The 18,005-nt window shown below is 52.7% G+C and carries 10 protein-coding genes and 1 other RNA gene; 7 read left to right on the top strand and 4 right to left on the bottom strand.

The features are described 5' to 3' along the window. The 7 genes from gpmI to ssrA all read left to right on the top strand — a co-directional run bounded on the left by gpmI (position 1) and on the right by ssrA (position 8,739). Positions 1–1,539, top strand: a complete 1,539-nt coding sequence (gene gpmI, locus IEY46_RS33235; protein WP_188999814.1) for a 2,3-bisphosphoglycerate-independent phosphoglycerate mutase — start codon at positions 1–3, stop codon at positions 1,537–1,539. Positions 1,540–1,647: 108 nt separating this feature from the next. Further along, positions 1,648–2,943 (top strand): phosphopyruvate hydratase, encoded by a 1,296-nt coding sequence (eno, locus tag IEY46_RS33240; protein ID WP_188999817.1) that lies wholly within the window; start codon positions 1,648–1,650, stop codon positions 2,941–2,943. 231 nt (positions 2,944–3,174) lie between these two features. Further along, positions 3,175–3,939 carry a sugar phosphate isomerase/epimerase family protein gene (locus IEY46_RS33245; protein ID WP_188999820.1) on the top strand — a complete coding sequence of 255 codons (765 nt, stop codon included), beginning with the start codon at positions 3,175–3,177 and terminating at the stop codon, positions 3,937–3,939. Positions 3,940–4,076: 137 nt separating this feature from the next. Next, entirely contained in the window at positions 4,077–4,310 is a 234-nt protein-coding gene (secG, locus tag IEY46_RS33250; protein ID WP_188999823.1) for a preprotein translocase subunit SecG, read from the top strand. A gap of 172 nt (positions 4,311–4,482) precedes the next feature. Further along, positions 4,483–7,530, top strand: coding sequence for a ribonuclease R (gene rnr, locus IEY46_RS33255; RefSeq protein ID WP_188999826.1), 3,048 nt, complete (start codon positions 4,483–4,485; stop codon positions 7,528–7,530). A gap of 160 nt (positions 7,531–7,690) precedes the next feature. Beyond that, complete coding sequence (gene smpB, locus IEY46_RS33260) at positions 7,691–8,170, top strand: SsrA-binding protein SmpB (RefSeq protein WP_188999959.1); 480 nt, start codon at positions 7,691–7,693, stop codon at positions 8,168–8,170. 203 nt (positions 8,171–8,373) lie between these two features. Next, positions 8,374–8,739: a transfer-messenger RNA gene (ssrA, locus tag IEY46_RS33265) on the top strand. Between the two features lie 524 nt (positions 8,740–9,263). Here the strand turns inward: ssrA and IEY46_RS33270 are convergent. From IEY46_RS33270 to IEY46_RS33285, 4 genes are all read right to left on the bottom strand, one after another. Next, positions 9,264–14,183, bottom strand: a complete 4,920-nt coding sequence (locus tag IEY46_RS33270; protein WP_229750713.1) for a cadherin-like domain-containing protein — start codon at positions 14,181–14,183, stop codon at positions 9,264–9,266. Between the two features lie 180 nt (positions 14,184–14,363). After that, on the bottom strand, positions 14,364–15,200 hold the full coding sequence (locus IEY46_RS33275; protein ID WP_188999832.1) for a carbohydrate ABC transporter permease: 837 nt from the start codon (positions 15,198–15,200) through the stop codon (positions 14,364–14,366). 30 nt (positions 15,201–15,230) lie between these two features. Next, complete coding sequence (locus IEY46_RS33280; protein WP_229750714.1) at positions 15,231–16,190, bottom strand: carbohydrate ABC transporter permease; 960 nt, start codon at positions 16,188–16,190, stop codon at positions 15,231–15,233. Between the two features lie 136 nt (positions 16,191–16,326). Continuing rightward, positions 16,327–17,781 (bottom strand): extracellular solute-binding protein, encoded by a 1,455-nt coding sequence (locus IEY46_RS33285; RefSeq protein ID WP_229750715.1) that lies wholly within the window; start codon positions 17,779–17,781, stop codon positions 16,327–16,329. Positions 17,782–18,005: the final 224 nt, after the last annotated feature.

Consider the following 18,005-nt stretch of genomic DNA (forward strand, 5'->3'; position numbering starts at 1 on the left):
ATGACTGCTCCCAAACCGGTCGCTCTTATTATTTTGGATGGCTTTGGCCTTCGCAACGATGTAACGGGCAATGCCGTTGCACAAGCGCATAAGCCGAATTATGACCGTTACTGGTCAAGCTATCCGCATACAACCCTGACGGCCTGCGGGGAAGCAGTTGGTTTGCCGGAAGGGCAAATGGGCAACTCCGAGGTCGGCCATTTGAACATCGGTTCCGGCCGCATTGTTTATCAGGAATTGACCCGTATCAGCAAATCGATCCGCGACGGCGAGTTTTTCGATAATGAAACACTGGTCGGTGCGGTGAGATATGCGAAGGAAAACGGCAAAAAGCTTCATCTGTACGGGCTTCTCTCCGACGGCGGTGTACACAGCCATATCGGGCACTTGTTCGCGCTGCTTGATCTGGCTAAGAAAGAGCAATTTTTCGAGGTGTACATCCATGCGTTCCTGGATGGCCGCGATGTGTCGCCGGACAGCGCTCTTGGTTTCATGGAGAAGCTGGTTGCCAAAATTGAAGAGGTTGGCGTCGGCAAGATTGCAACCGTACAAGGCCGATATTATGCGATGGACCGCGACAAACGCTGGGAACGGACGGAGAAGTCCTACCGTGCCATGGTCTACGGCGAAGGTCCGCAATATATGGATCCTCTTGAAGCGGTAAAAGAATCCTACGAGAAATCCGTCATGGATGAATTTGTGCTTCCAACGGTCATTGTGCAGGCAAATGGCGATCCTGTCGGTCTTGTTGAGTCCGAGGATGCCGTTGTATTCTTCAATTTCCGTTCGGATCGTGCGATTCAATTGTCGCAGGTGTTTACCAACAGCGATTTCCACGGATTCAAACGGGGCTCGAAGCAGCCCAAAAACCTGTATTTTGTTTGTCTGACCAAGTTCAGCGATACCGTCGAGGGCTACATTGCCTATAAACCAAAGAACCTGGACAACACGCTTGGAGAGGTGCTTGTACAGAACGGCAAGAAGCAGCTTCGTATTGCCGAAACGGAGAAATATCCGCATGTGACCTTCTTCTTCAGCGGGGGCCGCGATGTGGAGCTTCCGGGAGAAACCCGGATTCTGATCGGCTCGCCTAAGGTTGCCACCTATGATCTGCAGCCGGAGATGAGCGCTTACGAGGTTGCGGAAGCGGCAGTTAAGGAGATTGAGGCAGACAATCAGGATGCCATTATTCTTAATTTTGCCAATCCGGATATGGTTGGGCACTCCGGCATGCTGGAGCCAACGATCAAAGCCATCGAAGCTACGGATGCGTGTCTGGGCAGAGTAGTGGAAGCCGTTCTGGCCAAAGGCGGCGTCTGTCTGATTACGGCAGACCATGGCAATGCGGATATGGTGATTGACGAGGAAGGCCTTCCGTTCACCGCCCATACGACCAATCCGGTTCCCTTCATCGTAACAAAGCCTGGGGTTTCCCTGCGTGAGGATGGCATTCTGGCAGATATCGCGCCGACCATTCTCAGCTTGATGGAGCTGACGCAGCCGATTGAAATGACCGGGAAATCGATGATTAAGGAATAACGGACGGGTATGGTATAGTAAGAGAAGTGTCTGACAGAGCAGCTGCAGCTGCTTCAATGGTAAATCACGTGATGTTCTTATCTCATCCATTAAAGGAGTGTTTGGTACATGTCTATTATTACTGACGTATATGCTCGCGAAGTGCTCGATTCAAGGGGCAACCCGACGGTCGAAGTGGAAGTATCTCTGGAATCCGGCGGCAAGGGCAGCGCAATCGTGCCTTCCGGCGCTTCCACCGGTGCATACGAAGCGGTTGAGCTTCGTGATGGCGACAAATCCCGTTACCTCGGCAAAGGCGTTCTGAAGGCCGTTGAGAACGTCAACACCATCATTGCTCCGGAAATTATCGGACTGGATGCATTGGATCAAGTGCTGATCGACCGTAAAATGATTTCCCTTGACGGTACGCACAATAAAGGCAAGCTCGGCGCCAATGCCATTCTCGCCGTTTCGATGGCGGTTGCCCGTGCTGCTGCTGACGCTCTGAATGTATCACTGTATACTTACCTGGGCGGATTCAACGCCAAAACGCTTCCGGTACCGATGATGAATATCGTCAATGGCGGCGAGCATGCCGACAACAACATTGATGTTCAGGAGTTCATGGTTCTGCCGGTTGGTGCGGAAAGCTTCAAAGAAGCGCTTCGCATCGGCGCAGAAATTTTCCATAACTTGAAATCGGTGCTGAAGGACAAAGGGCTGAACACCGCTGTCGGCGACGAAGGCGGTTTTGCTCCTAACCTTGGTTCCAATGAAGAAGCCATCACCACCATTATCTCCGCGATCGAACGTGCCGGCTACAAGCCTGGCGTTGATGTATTCCTGGGTATGGACGTGGCTTCCACGGAATTCTTCAAAGACGGTAAATACCATCTGGAAGGCGAAGGAAAGTCCTTCACGCCAGCTGAGTTTGTTGACCTGCTTGCTTCCTGGGCGGACAAATATCCGATCATTACGATCGAAGACGGCTGCTCCGAAGATGACTGGGAAGGCTGGAAGCTGCTTACCGAGAAATTGGGCGGCAAAGTACAGCTTGTCGGCGACGATCTGTTCGTGACGAACACCGAGCGTCTGTCCACAGGTATCGAGAAAGGCATCGGCAACTCGATCCTTGTTAAAGTTAACCAAATCGGTTCGCTTACCGAAACTTTTGATGCCATTGAAATGGCCAAGCGCGCAGGCTACACAGCTGTTATCTCCCACCGTTCCGGTGAGTCCGAGGACAGCACCATTGCCGATATCGCGGTTGCTACCAACGCAGGTCAAATCAAAACCGGCGCTCCGTCCCGTACGGACCGCGTTGCCAAATACAATCAACTGCTTCGCATCGAGGACCAATTGGGTTCGACAGCGATTTACGCAGGCAAAAGCGCATTTTACAACTTGAAAAATTTCAAGAAGTAATCGGCCGAATAACCAAATGAAATAAGAATGTCCCAACAGGCGCAGTAATAAGCATGCGGATGTTCGTTATAATAAGGGGAGTGAAGGCGGATAGGGTTCCGCCGGACCTCCTCTTTTTTATTGTCGGGTGGTTCGCCGCCCGCAAACAATAAGCATATGCTTCCGAAGTATTTTTTGCTTAACCAGGCGGAATTGCTCCGATGCCGCAAAAAATTTTAGGACGGTGTACAAGTGACAAAACCAATAGTGGGCTTACAGTTATATACGCTTCGTGATTTGACGGAAATGGACTTCCTGGGCACAATTCACAAGGTAGCAGAGATGGGGTATCGGGCGGTTGAATTTGCCGGGTATTTTGACACGCCGGCGAAGGAGTTGAAGGCGGTGCTGGACAGTACGGGCCTTGAAGCGCCTTCCGCTCACGTGGGACTGGACTTCACTTCGCCGGAAAAGGCGCGGGAGCAGCTCGCCAAGCAGATTGAGTACGCTCAGGAAATTGGCTTGAAATATATGGTTACGCCATGGGCGCCGGTCCCTGAGGATCCGACGGAAGACGATGTGGACAGCCTTGCGGCTATCCTGGAAGCTGCAGGCAGGCTGGTCAATGAGGCTGGCATGAAATATGGCTACCACAACCATGATTTTGAATTCAAGCTGGTTAACGGCAAACCCTTGATGGATTTTCTGCTGGAGCGGGTTCCCGCGGAGTACCTGTTTGCTGAATTCGATCTGGGCTGGATTCATATGGGCGGTCAGAAGCCCCTGGATTACGTCACCCGCTATGCCGGTCGTGTACCGCTTGTGCATTTCAAGGATTTCGGCGAAGGCCGCCGTGACACAGAGGTTGGCAAAGGGGTCGTCGATCTGAAAAGCGTGCTGGGCGTTGCCGGGCAGGCCGGCATAGAGTATTTTATCGTGGAGCAGGAGGAATTTCGTTCCTCGTCGCTGGAAAGCGCAAAAATCAGTCTGGAATTTTTCCGTGAAAACGGGTTTTAAACGAGAGAGATACGAGCGATATCTGCCTTGTAATCGTTTAATTGCTGTGATACAATAAAAATGCTGTTTTACTGGTCTTGTCTCTCGCAGATGGACAAGGCAGCGGCAAAAGATGCTCCTTATTTGGAGGTGGAACCATGGAAGTTACATTTAGAATTTTGCTTGTTATTTTCGCAGTGGGCTTGATCGCTGTCGTTCTTTTACAAAAAGGCAAAAGCGCAGGATTATCGGGTGCGATCTCTGGCGGTGCCGAGCATTTGTTCGGTAAACAAAAGGCCCGCGGCCTTGATTTGTTTTTGCAGCGCCTGACAATAGGCATTGCTGTCGGATTTTTTGTGCTTGCGTTGATTGTTGCTTACTTAGTCAAATAAGTGGAAGCTATGCAGCGAAAAGCGGGATGACCCCCGCTTTTTTTTATTTGCAACTAAGCGGCAGCGGATGGTGGCAGCCACTTTCGTGTATACTATATAGTATATGGTAATCTATCAACCGACTGCTGCATATTCATATAGACGGCATAGGGATACACGAGGTGAGAGGAATATGGTGACTGAGCAGCAGCTTTTGGAATTTATGCGCGAACCCGCTTATAAGCCGATGACATATAAAGAGCTTGAGGAGCATATGGGCGGCGGCGATGCCGAGTCCTTTAAAGCTTTTTTGATTTTGTTGAACCGGATCGAGGAAGAAGGCAAGATTATTCGTACCCCGAAGGACCGTTACGGCGTACCCGAGCGGATGAACCTGCTGCGCGGCCGGATCCAGGCGCATGCGAAGGGATTTGCTTTTTTGCTGCCGGAGGACAAGGAACACCCGGATGTTTACATCGGTGCCCATGATTTGAAAAGCGCCATGAACGGCGATACGGTGCTGGTGAAGATCCTGTCCAAAAGCGAGAATGGCGGGCGCATGGAAGGCGAGGTCAACCGGGTTGTTGAGCGTGCTGTGACCCAGGTGGTCGGTACGTTCGACAATCATGAGGCGTATGGTTTTGTAGTGCCGGATGACAAACGGATCAACCGCGATATTTTTATTTCTAAAGGCGAGTTCAAGGGAGCAGTCTCGGGCCAAAAGGTTGTCGTCCGCATCATCAATTACCCGGAAGGCCGGTCGGCCGCTGAAGGTGAGATTGTCGAGGTGCTTGGTCATAAGGATGACCCGGGCGTGGATATTCTATCCATTATCCGTAAACACCAATTGCCTGAAGGTTTTCCGGAGGATGTGCTGGAAGAGGCCGAAGCGGCGCCGGAATCCATCAGCGATGATGAAATCCGCCTTCAGGGGCGCAGGGATTTAAGAAATAAAGTAATTGTGACGATTGATGGCGAAGATGCCAAAGATCTGGATGATGCGGTGAATATCGAGCGGCTTGAGAACGGCAATTATTTGCTGGGCGTGCATATTGCCGATGTCAGTTATTATGTTCACGAGAAATCGGCGCTGGATCAGGAAGCCTACCGGCGCGGCTGCAGCGTTTATCTGGTTGACCGTGTCATACCGATGCTGCCGCATCGTTTATCCAACGGCATCTGCTCGCTGAATCCGCAGGTGGACCGGCTTACCATGTCCTGTGAGATGGAGTTTGATGCCAAAACGCTGAAGCGCATCAGGCATGATGTGTTTACCAGCGTAATCCGCACCAAAGAACGGATGACCTACACCAATGTGCGCAAAATCGTAGCGGATAAGGATCCGGAAGTGATGGAGCGTTACGCTGAGCTGGTGGATACGTTCAATTTGATGGAGGAGCTTGCGATGCGCCTGCGTTCCATGCGTATGAAACGCGGAGCCATCGATTTCGATTTCGTGGAATCCAAGGTCATTGTGGACGATTCCGGCAAGCCTGTCGATATTGTGAAGCGTGAACGTTCGGTAGCCGAGCAGATTATTGAAGAATTTATGCTCGCTGCCAACGAGACCGTTGCGGAGCATTTCTACTGGCTTAAAGTGCCTTTCCTTTACCGGATTCATGAGAACCCGGACTCGGAGAAGCTGCTGCATTTTGTGCAGTTCGCGGCTAATTTCGGTTATACGGTGAAGGGGAAGGGCGGAAGCGAAATACATCCGCGCGCCCTGCAAACGCTGCTGGAGGATATCCGCGGCACGAAGGAGCAAACAGTCATCTCAACGGTTATGCTGCGTTCCATGAAGCAGGCCAAATATGACGCGCAAAGCCTCGGGCATTTCGGACTGGCTGCGGAATTCTACTCCCATTTCACTTCACCTATCCGGCGTTATCCCGATCTCGTCATTCACCGCGTCATGCGGGAAGTGCTGGAGAACGGCGGCACGCTTCCGGAGTCGCGGATCGAGGCGCTGTCGGCACGCATGCCGGATATTGCCCAGCAATCGTCCGAGCGGGAGCGTGTGGCGGTCGAAGCGGAGCGGGATACCGAGAAGCTGAAGAAATGCGAGTATATGCTTGACAAAGTCGGCGAGGAATTCGAAGGGATTATCAGCGGCGTGACAAGCTTCGGGATATTTGTGGAGCTGGACAATACCGTTGAGGGTCTGATTCGGCTGAGCAATCTCAATGATGATTATTATCATTTCCATGAGCAGCATATGCTGCTGATCGGCGAACGGACATCGAAGATGTACCGGATCGGCGATGAGCTGCGCGTGCGGGTTGATGGCGTCAACATGGTGGAGCATACGATTGATTTTGCCATCGTAGAGACCAAAGCGGAAAGCGCCGAGCGCGGCGGACGCGGCAGGGAGTTCACGGGAGCGGCCGCTGGCGGACGGGGGAAACGCGGCAAAGGCTTGGCGGTTGCCGGCAATCTGCGAAGCGGCGTACGCGGCAAAAGCGGTAGCGCGGATGGCCGCGGCGGCGATCGCGGTCGTAAGCCGGGCGCGGCTGCCTCTGGCGGCGGACGGGGCAAAGACGGCGTGAAAGCGAAGCGTGGACGCAAGCCGGGTGAGGCAGCCATTGATAGCCGGCAGCGGGGGGGCCCGGAAGCGGGGAACGGCTCCGGGCGCCGCGGATCAGGCGGAGCGAGCAATGTGGGTCCGCGCGGCCGCGGGAAGGGTGAAGCGGCCGTCCAGCCGCGTTCGGCAAGAAGAGCGGGCGGTAATAGCCAAAGCAGTTCCATACAGGAGAGAAGCAAAGGCGACAAGCGCGCCTGGAAACCGGAGGATGATTATAACTTGGACCGTTTATTGGGGAATGAAGAGAGCAGTAAAGGAACGACTGCCGCAGCAGCGGAACAGATCGATTCGAACACCGCGCCGGCACGCCCGGTGCGCAACGACATGTGGGGCCTTCCGATTCGCGGAACGGGCGGTATTATTGATGACGGTGAAGATCCGGATGACCGTTCAGGCAAACGGGGCAGAGGAGGATCCTCAGGCCGCGGCGGCCGCTCAGCCTCAGCTCGCGGGGGACGTGGCCCATCCACGGCAAGCAAGCCAGGCGGTGCTCGTCCGGCGAAGAAGCCTGCCGCTGGCGCAGCTGTTGCTAATGCTGCTGCTCGTGGTGGGGTAAATACCGGCGGCCAGCAAGGTGTCGGCAACAGAAGCAGCCGACCGGCCAAGAAGAAAAATGATGACGGCGGCGCGGCTCCGGCTGCCAAGAACAGCGAACAATAATGGGCTGTAAGGCCGACAGGCGCTGCGGTTCTTGATTTCAGCCGTTAAAGTTGCTACAATGGACTCCTGACATTAAGCTGTGGGGAGTCCATTTTGCAGCTTTAATGGAATGGTGATTTTGAACATCACGCGTGTGATTCCAAGCAAAGAGGTGATTGGCATGGGCAAGAAGAGTGACGGGAAACAACTGGCCCAGAACAAGAAGGCTTCCCATGACTATTTCATCGAGGATACGTATGAAGCTGGCATTGTGCTGCTGGGAACGGAAATCAAGGCGCTGCGCCTGGGCAAAGCTAATATAAGCGATGCGTTTGCCACCATCCGCAATGGTGAGATTTTTATCCATAATATGCATATCAGCGCCTTCGAGCAGGGCAACCGGTACAATCCGACCGATCCGACCCGCGCCCGCAAGCTGCTGCTGCATAAATCGCAGATTCACAAGTTGCTCGGCTTGTCGAAGCAGGATGGCTACTCCATTGTGCCGCTGAAGATCTATGTACGCAACGGCTATGCCAAGCTGCTGATCGGGTTGGGTAAAGGGAAGAAGCAGTATGACAAGCGCGAAACGTCTGCCAAACGGGATGCCCAGCGGGATATTCAACGGGCACTGCGCGAGAAGCAGAAGGTCGCCAGGTAAGCTGGTTCAGTTGGCGGCAGGCACCAGCGTTTCCAACAAAGACATCTGATCTGTCCTGATCATTTGTGTTATACTAAGTAAGTAAGGAAAATGATTAACTTTTGCTCGAAGCGTTGAAGCTGGTTGGCAAGCTAAGATCAGCGGCATATCTGTAGAGCGTCTGACCTGCTAAGCGGTGGCAACGATGCCGTTTATGCGACATTGGGGGCGTTTATGGATTCGACGGGGATAGTTCGAGCACGGGTTGCGGGTAGTGGGGACGCGTCCGCTTTAACAACGCTAAAGCCTATTAAATGGCAAAACTCAAAACAACTACGCTTTAGCAGCCTAAGAAACTGTTGGCGTGCTTCTACCCAGCATCGTCCATGTGACTGGGATAGGGGCTAACAAATAGTGGAATACGCTGTCTCATCTCCGCCTGGGGTGAGCTGAAGAAGACAATCAGGCTGACCCTCGCGATAGCCGGTTACGGGGCGCTTGCTAGGGTGACATCAAAACTGTGACTATACCCGTAGATGCCTGTGTGGCGTTATTTTCGGACAGGGGTTCAAATCCCCTCGCCTCCACCAATACCATGAGAAAAGACACCGTGTTAGGTGTCTTTTTTGCTTGTATAGCGCTTTATAATAGTACGAAGTTAGATTGAAATATGGGCGCGGATCAGCCATTGCTCATCGTTGCTCGGGGGAACGCGAAGTCCCATGCGAGAGCACGTTTTCTTTCGTCGATTTGAGAATCTTCGCCAATCTGTCCAGCGGAACAAGCTCCCAGTTACGCCATACCACCGTTTGCTGCACGGTTGGAAAATGGGGGAGACCCAGCGCCTAAATATGTTCATTTGGTGCAAAGCCGGGATACAACATAGTTACCTCCGCGTAGGTTTAATATCGCTAATTATTTGAACAATAGGTGAAAAAGAAAAGACGGTACGGCTGGGGCTGTACCGTCACACTTTTAAGATAGTATTTCGTGATAGCGGCTCTAATACTTGCAGTAAACGTCAGCGTCAAAAACGCAGGTAGACGATTGCCTTGACAAGCAATATTCGAACAAATCGTGGTCGTGGCCTACAGTCTGTTCGGCCGAAGTCTCCTTATTGTTTTTTAGGGTTTTTTGGATTGATTGTTATAGATACCGATGCGATATTGGAGTAATCCTGGCCGTCAAAAGCCTGAAAAGTAAAAGTATCGCTGCCCGTTTTTCCGGGTCTGGGCGTATAAATGAAGGAACCTGTCGAAGGGTTCGTTATTACCGCTGTACCTATAGTCCCGTTCTGCACGATCCTGTAAGTCAATTGGTCCGCATCGCCGTCCGCAGCTGTTAAAGTACCGCTTACCGCCGTTTTTTTCAAGGTCGACACCGCCAATTCCTGAGCGACAGGCGCTTTATTTGCGGCGACAGGCTCGATCACCGTTTCGTAAGACAACGGGATGCGGAAAGCGGCCCCGGGAGCAATGTCATACACATATCCCTTGCTGAAGTCATTGTTGTCCACATAACGCCGGATGAGCGTGGCGGTTCCCAAATCGAGCTTGTATTGATTCGTTCCGAGTTGCGTGACGCCGTGAATTTTATAAACCGCATTCCGCTCGCCGTCATTGGCGATATAGACGTATTTTCCGACAAGCTCGCCGCTGTCCGCACCTTGCAGGTCCAGGTTGACCGTGATGTCGTTCGTCATGGACAGATCCCGCGTGAAATCGGCGACGGTGCCTGTCAATTGCGCCGTATCTTCGTCGATAAGCGGAAGCCCGGCCGGTCCGATCAGCGTTCCTTCACTAAGGTAGCTATACACAGGCTCGCCGTTTTGCACTGAGTAAACCCCGAACGCCCCCTGGAACTGGAATTTCCCATCCACGGTATAAAGCACGGACGGATCGAGCGCGCTGACGATGTAGTCGGTTCTGCCGTTCGTCAAGACAACCTTCACCGCCTTCACATCATTGCCGATCGCAGGTGCGCCATACACGGTTACCGTTACCGGCTCGATCGATTGAACGTATCGTTGCGATTCGTACGGCTCGATGATCGAAGTGAACAGCGAATCCAGATTGCTGCCACCGCGATGGGCGACTACATAACGGAAGCTTTTCGGATTGTTCGGCACTCTTTGCGACGGGCTTCCGTCCGCCAGCGCCACATCGTCGACCTGTCCGAGCATAGTCAAGCGGAGATGAACGTCCCGCGGCGGCTGGTTGATATTCCATGTATCCGTAACATCCCAATCCACGCTGAATTGCTCGGCCGGAGCCGTATCCCGATCGACATTTTTCAAATAGTGGAAGCCCGAGCCCATATAGTTGGGGCCATCGACGCTGTCGCCTGGCGCCCGTTTTCCATACTCCACATTCTCACCTGCATAAGAGCCGATATAGTTGCCGCTTCCGTCCTTCTGCGAAACGAGGGTCAAGCCATCCGTCGTCACAGGTCCCTCGGCCGCATGGAAGCTGAAATTATGGTCGTTGCCGCCCTTAATCCGGAAGAAGTCCACCGTGTAAGAATTGGCGTCGTCGACCTTGATCATCGCCGTCGTCCGTTTGTACAGCTCGGTTCGCGGATACGGATCGGACGCATCTACGTCGATCAGCTTCACTTGCTCGCTATCGTCAAAATGCTGCGGATCGCCGTCCCATTGAATCTGCTGCTTCGCCTTATCGACGACAACCGTATTGTGGGAAATCGTATTGCGCACCCATTGATAATTGTGTGTATCCGCCGATTCGGTCGTCTCGGGATAGCCCAAATCCGGCGTCAGGTCAAGGCCGAAGGCGTTCAGCCCGATTTGCAGCGTGTCCCGGTGGCCGTGGAAGCTGTTATTCCCGTAATACATCCAGACATTGCGCAGCGTGTCGCTATTGAAGCCTTCGCCTTTGCCGTCCCTTAGCGCGGCGAACCCGGTACCGGTCATATTCGTGCTTTTTAAATTCAAAGGACCGTATTGCGCAATAACCGCATCAATATCATCGGCAATTTGCTCGGGATCACTCGAAAAAATGTCGCCGTACAAGCCCTCCGTGCTAAACCCGTTCAAGAAATGGATCAACTGCGCGTATTCCGGGTCTTGATAGTGCTTGAATGCTTCGATCATCGTCGGCATCGAGAAAAAGATGAGCGGTTTTCCCGTACTTCCCGAATCGCCTATTGACGGGGTGAAAACCTCGCTTTGCATCCATTGATATACGCCTGAAAACATGTTTCGGAACTTTACGTTCTGGTAAAGGTCAGCGCTCGGATACAAGTCGTAGCCGTCAAGGATATTGGCCAGCTCGAGATAGTTAATTAGCCATAACGAGTTATAGAGTGGAGCGGCCTCGTTGCCGTTGCCGTCGCGGTCTACATCGTTCACCAACGTCGAGCCGATGTTACCCCCGGTAACCCGAAACGGGTCCGTTTGGAAGCCACCGGACTGGAAGTCGAAATCCAGCCATTCCTTCGTCTCCGGAAATTTGTCGTAGACAACAGCCGCCAGCGCCAGCGCGCTTTGGTGAAATCCGGGATTCCCCCTTATGCGGGAGGATTGCACACCGGGATAAATCTGTTTGACGATGCCATCCTCAATGTTGCGGCGAATGCCGCTTGCGCTGAATTTAAGCTGTCCCAGATCATAAGTGTCTGATTTCGCACCCAGAAACGAGAGGAGCGCCGAATCGTTCATTGCCGGATAGAAAGCGTCGTAAGCATAAAGGAAATGCTTGACGAGCAAGGTTTCCCAGATGGACCCTGTGGCTTTGCCCAAGCGGGTATAGCCGTCGGAATTCTGGTAAATGCTTCTGTTGTAAACCGACGTATCCAAGCTTGGATAAATATCGGCTATGCGATCCAGCAAAATGACGCCCGCACGGGCATATTTGATGTCTCCCGTATACAGATAGGCGTCCCGGAACGCATCCAGCGCCTGCGGAATAAGTCCTTTCAAGCTTCCGGGACCGCTATCCGCCCAAAGCCCCCAGTGGATATAGAAAGCGATGAATGTATATGTTTTTCCATTTTCATCCACCCAGCCTGTGCCGTCATCCACTCCCCAGGTCGGGCCCTTTTCCGGATAAAGAGTATTGACGAGCAGGCTGCGGTCCGCTTTAGTCGGATCAAAGATGCCATGTTGATCGAGTCCGCTGCGATAATAAGCACCGAAATCGTTCGTTGGGAATCTGTAGCCGCTGCTCGGATCAGTAATTTTCCAGGGGTCGTTGAGTGGATCGGTAATATAAGGATAGGGACCGAATTTATCGATTTCCTTCCCGGTGACCGGACTTCCGAGAGCCTCGTTTACGCTATAGCTGCGGGGCAGACTTTGCGGCGGCACCAGCTCCCAAAGAGCATTAAGCCCTTTCGTCAAATAGCTGTTCGCTCTGGCGACGGCATCGTCTCTCAAATCGGCTGCCCAAGCGTAGTTATCAATATTGCTGCGAGCTGCGGCGATTTTATGGGCTGTATAAATCGTGCTGCGGGTTTTCCCGTATACGATTTCGGTAACGCTGATCGGCAAGGAGGCCGAGCGGCTAACGCCGTTTAAATAGACGTCGGCTGTTACGGTAGCCGTTCCTAGTCCGGACGCCGTCAGCATTCCGGTATGATCGACTGTGGCGACATTCTCGTCGCTGCTTGAATATTGAACGTATTCCTGCGCCAATTCAAACCGAATGCCGGCTTGCGTCATCCCGATAACCGGGAGCTTAAACTTGGAACCGACGTAGAGCTCGGGCGGCGTGGCAGTGAATGCAACGCTATCCAATACAGGCAAGTCAGGGGTATGCTCCAAAATAAATTCGCTTGGCGTCATCCGGTATTGGGCCGATGCCGCTTGCTTGCCGATCGTTTTGAGCGTCAGCGTGTGCGTGCCTGCCGTTAAAGCGGCGTATCGAATTGCGGTCGTCGGGCCAAAGCCGGCGGTCGCGCCGTAGAAGTCGTAGGTGCCCATCGCTTTGCCGTCGATTTCCAGCTCCGCGATCGCTCCCGACCCGGCCAGGAACCCTTTGAATTTAATCAAATACGTTCCATCTGTGGAGACATCAAACCGGAAGTCGCGCGACATGCCCGCACTTTCGGTGCCGATCGCGGCTCCGTAATATTGATAGCCAAGGACAGGATAAGTCGTTGGCAAGCCTACAAGACTCCAGCCTGGCTGTGTCGGTTGGCCGGGAAAGCCGATGTGCGTGAACTTGTAAGTCATTGTCGGAATCCGCACATTGATTGGCAATACCGCGGTAAAGTTGGCGCCGTTATAATAAACATTTGCCGTTACGGAAGCGGCACCTGCTCCGGCGGCGGTCAGTATGCCGCTATTGGAATCGACGAGGGCGACCGCTTCGTTATCGCTGGCATACTGAATTTGCGCTCCGGGAAGATCCGTCGCAACGCCGTTATTCGTTTGGCCGTGGACGGCTAATTGCACTTGGGAGCCGAGGAAGATGTCCGGCTGCTCGGCGGCAAGCGCCACGCCCGCCAATGACGGCATGGCTGAATTCGGCTCCAGTATAAACTCGCTCGGCGTCATCCGGTATTGGGCCGACGCCGTTTGCTTGCCAATCGTTTTAAGCGTCAACGTGTGCGTGCCTGCTGTTAAAGCGGCGTATCGAATCGGGGTCGTCGGGCCATAGCCGGCGGTCGCGCCGTAGAAGTCGTAGGCGCCCATCGCTTTGCCGTCGATTTGCAGCTCCGCGATCGCTCCCGATCCGGCAAGGAAGCCTTTGAACTTGATCAAATACGTTCCATCTTCGGGGACATCGAACAAGAAGTCGCGCGACATGCCGATATTTTCGGTGCCGATCGCCGCTCCGTAAGACTGATAGCCCAGGACAGGGTAAGTCGTGGTTAAACCTACCAGGCTCCAGCCTGGCTGTGTCGGCTGTCCGGGAAAGCCGATGTGGGTGAATTTGTAAACGATAGGGCTCGTTCCTGAGGCATGGGCGACAGGCGAAGTAACGCCAGGCATCCCACTTACAAGCAAACTGAGAAGCAAAAGATAAAGGACAAGACTGCTTTTCATAAGCTTCATTGCTTTTCGCACGCTCATGGACACTTCCTTTTCTCATGAATTTGTTCACGCCCAAGGATAAACGGCTACGCCGTCCTTTAAGGACGGGTGCGTTTACCAAGGCTTAGAGCCCCTACCACGGTATACTTTCCGATAAGCTCAGAAAGCCTGTCTTCTCTCTGCTTCGGCAACCGCCTCCTTTCAGGAGCCGTTACAAATTCAGCCCTTTACGGCCCCGAGTGTAGCGCCCTCGACAATCCACCTCTGGAAGAAAACGAACATGGCGATAGAAGGGATCATCGCAATGACGACGCCCGCAAACAGGGTGACCCAATCGGCCGTATACTGCATCATCTGATTGGCCGCATACATGCTGACGCCGATCGTATATTTCTTAGGATCGCTCAAGTATATAAAAGGGCCGAGGAAGTTGTTGTACAACCCGAGAAACTTGAATATGGCGACCGTCATCACACCCGGCATCGACAACGGCACGATAATGCGCCAAAACACTTGGAAAAGGGTTGCGCCATCCATGAAAGCGCTCTCCTCAAGCTCCTTGGGAAGCGACTGCATAAAGCCTCCAAGCAGCAGCAAATAAAATACGCTTTCGCCAAGACTGTCGAGAATGACGAGTCCCGTCAAGCTGTTGGTCAAATGCAAATCTCGCATCAGCACATACTGCGGAATCAAAGCATTAATACCAGGCAGAAACAAGGAGAGCATAATGATGGCCCAAAGCAGCTTTCGGCCTTTAAATTGCATGCGCGTCAGCGCGTAGGCGTTAATGGTCGTCAGGAAGAGACCGATCAGCAAGCTTGCTCCTACGTAGTACAACGTGTTGATCATCGATGCGCCGATCCCGTATTTGGACCAGGCCCGTGAATAATTGAGCCACTGAAGCTTACCGGGAAGCGCCCATACGTCATGAAAAAAATCACGGTTCGTTTTCAATGATTCGTACAGTACCCATACCAGCGGGAAAAGAATGGTGACGGACCAGGCCAGCAAAATGATCCACCATAAGCCGTCAACCCAAGTGCGTTTTTCTTTCATGCAAGCTACCTTGTCCTTTCGCGCTGCAAGTTAATATTCGACGGACTTGTTCGGCATCGCTTTGTCCATCAGCAGCTTGGCGGCTATGAGAATAACGAACAGGAACATGCCTACCGCCGAAGCATAACCGTAATTGTGATAATCTTTGCCGAAAGCGAGGTTAAACATATACAGGCCGATCACATCCGTCGAGCCTGCTGGCCCTCCGTTTGTCAAAATCAGCACATGCTCGAAGCCCTTGAGCGAACCGAGAACGAGAAACAAAGCCCCGACGCGGATGATCGGCATAATTAGCGGGATCGTAATCCGCACGAGGCGGGTAAGATGAGAGGCCCCCTCCAAAACAGCGGACTCATAGAGCGATTTTGGAATCGTCGTCATGGCATTGACGAAAATGATCACATATAAGCCGACCCCTCCCCACACATAAGGCGGAATTACAGCCCATATCGCCGTGCGGACGTCGCCAAGCCAGTAAAAATTGCCGACATTGATCCCGATAAGCCTCAGCAAAGCATTAAGAATGCCGATGCTGCCATCGTAGACGAACGCCCATAGCAAGGCGATGACTACGGTAGACAGCACATTGGGAAAGAAGAACAACAGTTTGAACAAAGAGGAGCCTTTGTATGCTTTGCTTGTCAAGATATACGCCAGCAGCAAGGAAATGAAGATGACGAGTAACGGAACGGTCGCCATGTAAAGCAAATTATGCAGCAGCGAGCGCCAGACGTATTTATCCTGGAGCATCGCCGTATAGTTGCTCAGTCCTACGAATTTCGCCGGTGAAATGCCGTCCCAATCCAGCAGCGAATAGTAGACGGACAGAAGGTTAGGATACAGCGTAAACAGCAAATAACCTCCGAAAGCAGGCGCAATCGCTACAAGCAGAAAAATATTTTTTTGTGTTTGCGCGTGGGTCAACCTTTTTTGCAGCCACCCAAGTCGAGCAGGTCTTCGTGCGGCTGCGGCAGGTTCATGCTGGCTCAACGGCAGCGCTCCTTTCAAAATCGGCGGGAGGAGGGAGCATGGGGCGTCCGAGGATCGGAGAAAGAAGAGCGGAACATCCGCTTAAGTCCGAAACTCGAAGCCCCGGGGCCCTAAAACCTCCTCCACAGGTCGCCGTCTATTTGGTCTGTGCTTCGATTGCCTTCTTCAACAATTCATCCGCTTCCTTCAGCTTCGGTAGAGGATCCTGCTTGCCGGAGGCAATTTCCGAGGCCGCGTCGCTCATCACCTTTTTCGCTTGGGCGGCAGCGGGGTCGGTCAAATTCGTAGCGCGGAATTCGCTTTCGATACGAACCTTATTGCGTTTCATATAATCCAGCAATGCTCTAGGAGCATCCTGAAGCTTGCCGGCGCGAGTCTGGTCATCCGAATAATCCTTGCGAATCGGCAGCTGTCCGCCCTTCTCCGCAATGGCCCCCTGGATATCCAAATTCCACAGCCATACGCTGAATTCTTTCGCCCATTTCTTGGTTAGCTCCGGCTTGGCCGCCCAGATGAAAAAGCCCTCGCTGGTCGTATTTCTGACCCAGATCGTATCGTCCGGACTGTTGCCCATCGGCACCGACATAAATCCCCATTTGAAATTTTGCGGCGTCGAATCTTTCATTTCGTTCTGTACCCAAACGCCTGTAGAAACCATGGCGGCTTGATGCTGAAGCACCTGCATTTGCGATTGGGTATGGTTCAGCGCGGCAACGCCCTCGGTGAAAAATCCCTTCTTGCCAAGCTCATAAATGTGGCTCCAGAGCTCGACGCTTTCAGGTGACATATATAGTGATTGCGTATAATTTCTGAAGTTGTCTTCGACCTTATTTAAATTCTCTTTCAAGTTGGCGAGTTCGAACAGCTTATAATCCCCGAAGCCATTCGTAAGGTAGCCGGGGAACTTGCCGGGATACGTAATCGGGATGATTCCCTTCGCTTTGATGGCCTCGCATAATTCGACGAATTCCTTCCAGGTTTTTGGGTTTTGATTCCAGCCATGCTGTTCGAACAAGGCTTTGTCGAAGAATAACCCGCCTCCGGAGGAAACGATCGGTACGGCGTACGATTTCCCGAGAAAACGCGGCGCCGAGTCGAATTGGCCGTCCAGGGACAATTCCTTCAAGGTTTTCCCGTTGCCGTCGTATGCTTTCCGGTCCCAAACGTCATCCTGCGGCTCCAGCTTGCCCGCTTTTACGAGCGAAAGGGCATCCGTAGCGGTGGAGAACATATCGAACATATCGTTATCGTTATTGGCCGACACTTTGGTTGTAATGATTTTCGTCATATCCGGCGAATAGGTAACGGCAAACTCGACATTAGGAAATTTTTTCTTGAACGTGTCAATCGCGTAATCGAAATATTCCCTGCCCATACCACCTTCGAAAAAGCCGACCTTCAGCGTTACTTTTTCATCCTTCGGCAGCCCGTTCTCCTCATAAACCTTAGGCTCTGCGGCGGCCGGAGAATTTTTCTCCGCAAGCGGGCTTGCGGAAGGCGACTGTTCGTTTTTATCGCTGCAGCCAATCAGCGACAGCGAGGCGGCCAGACAAAAGAGCGATACCCATATAGCTTTCTTGTTGATTTTCAAATCTGCCCCTCCTTGAAATGCTTGCTCATATTTTCGGAAATGTTATGCTCTGGCGAGCTAGCCGTTTAGACGGCAAGCGATACCTCCTTCCTCGTTCCAGTCAAGCACCAGCTTCGTGACTTAAGGTATCATGCTGCCTTCGCAGCGTAAATGACCGTTTTTTTTCTGATGGCCAATATTTGCAATCGCCCGATAAAAACAGCCTGACTCGGCTCCGCAAGCGC

The organism is Paenibacillus nasutitermitis, from assembly GCF_014641075.1.
GTDB lineage: Bacteria > Bacillota > Bacilli > Paenibacillales > Paenibacillaceae > Paenibacillus_Z > Paenibacillus_Z nasutitermitis.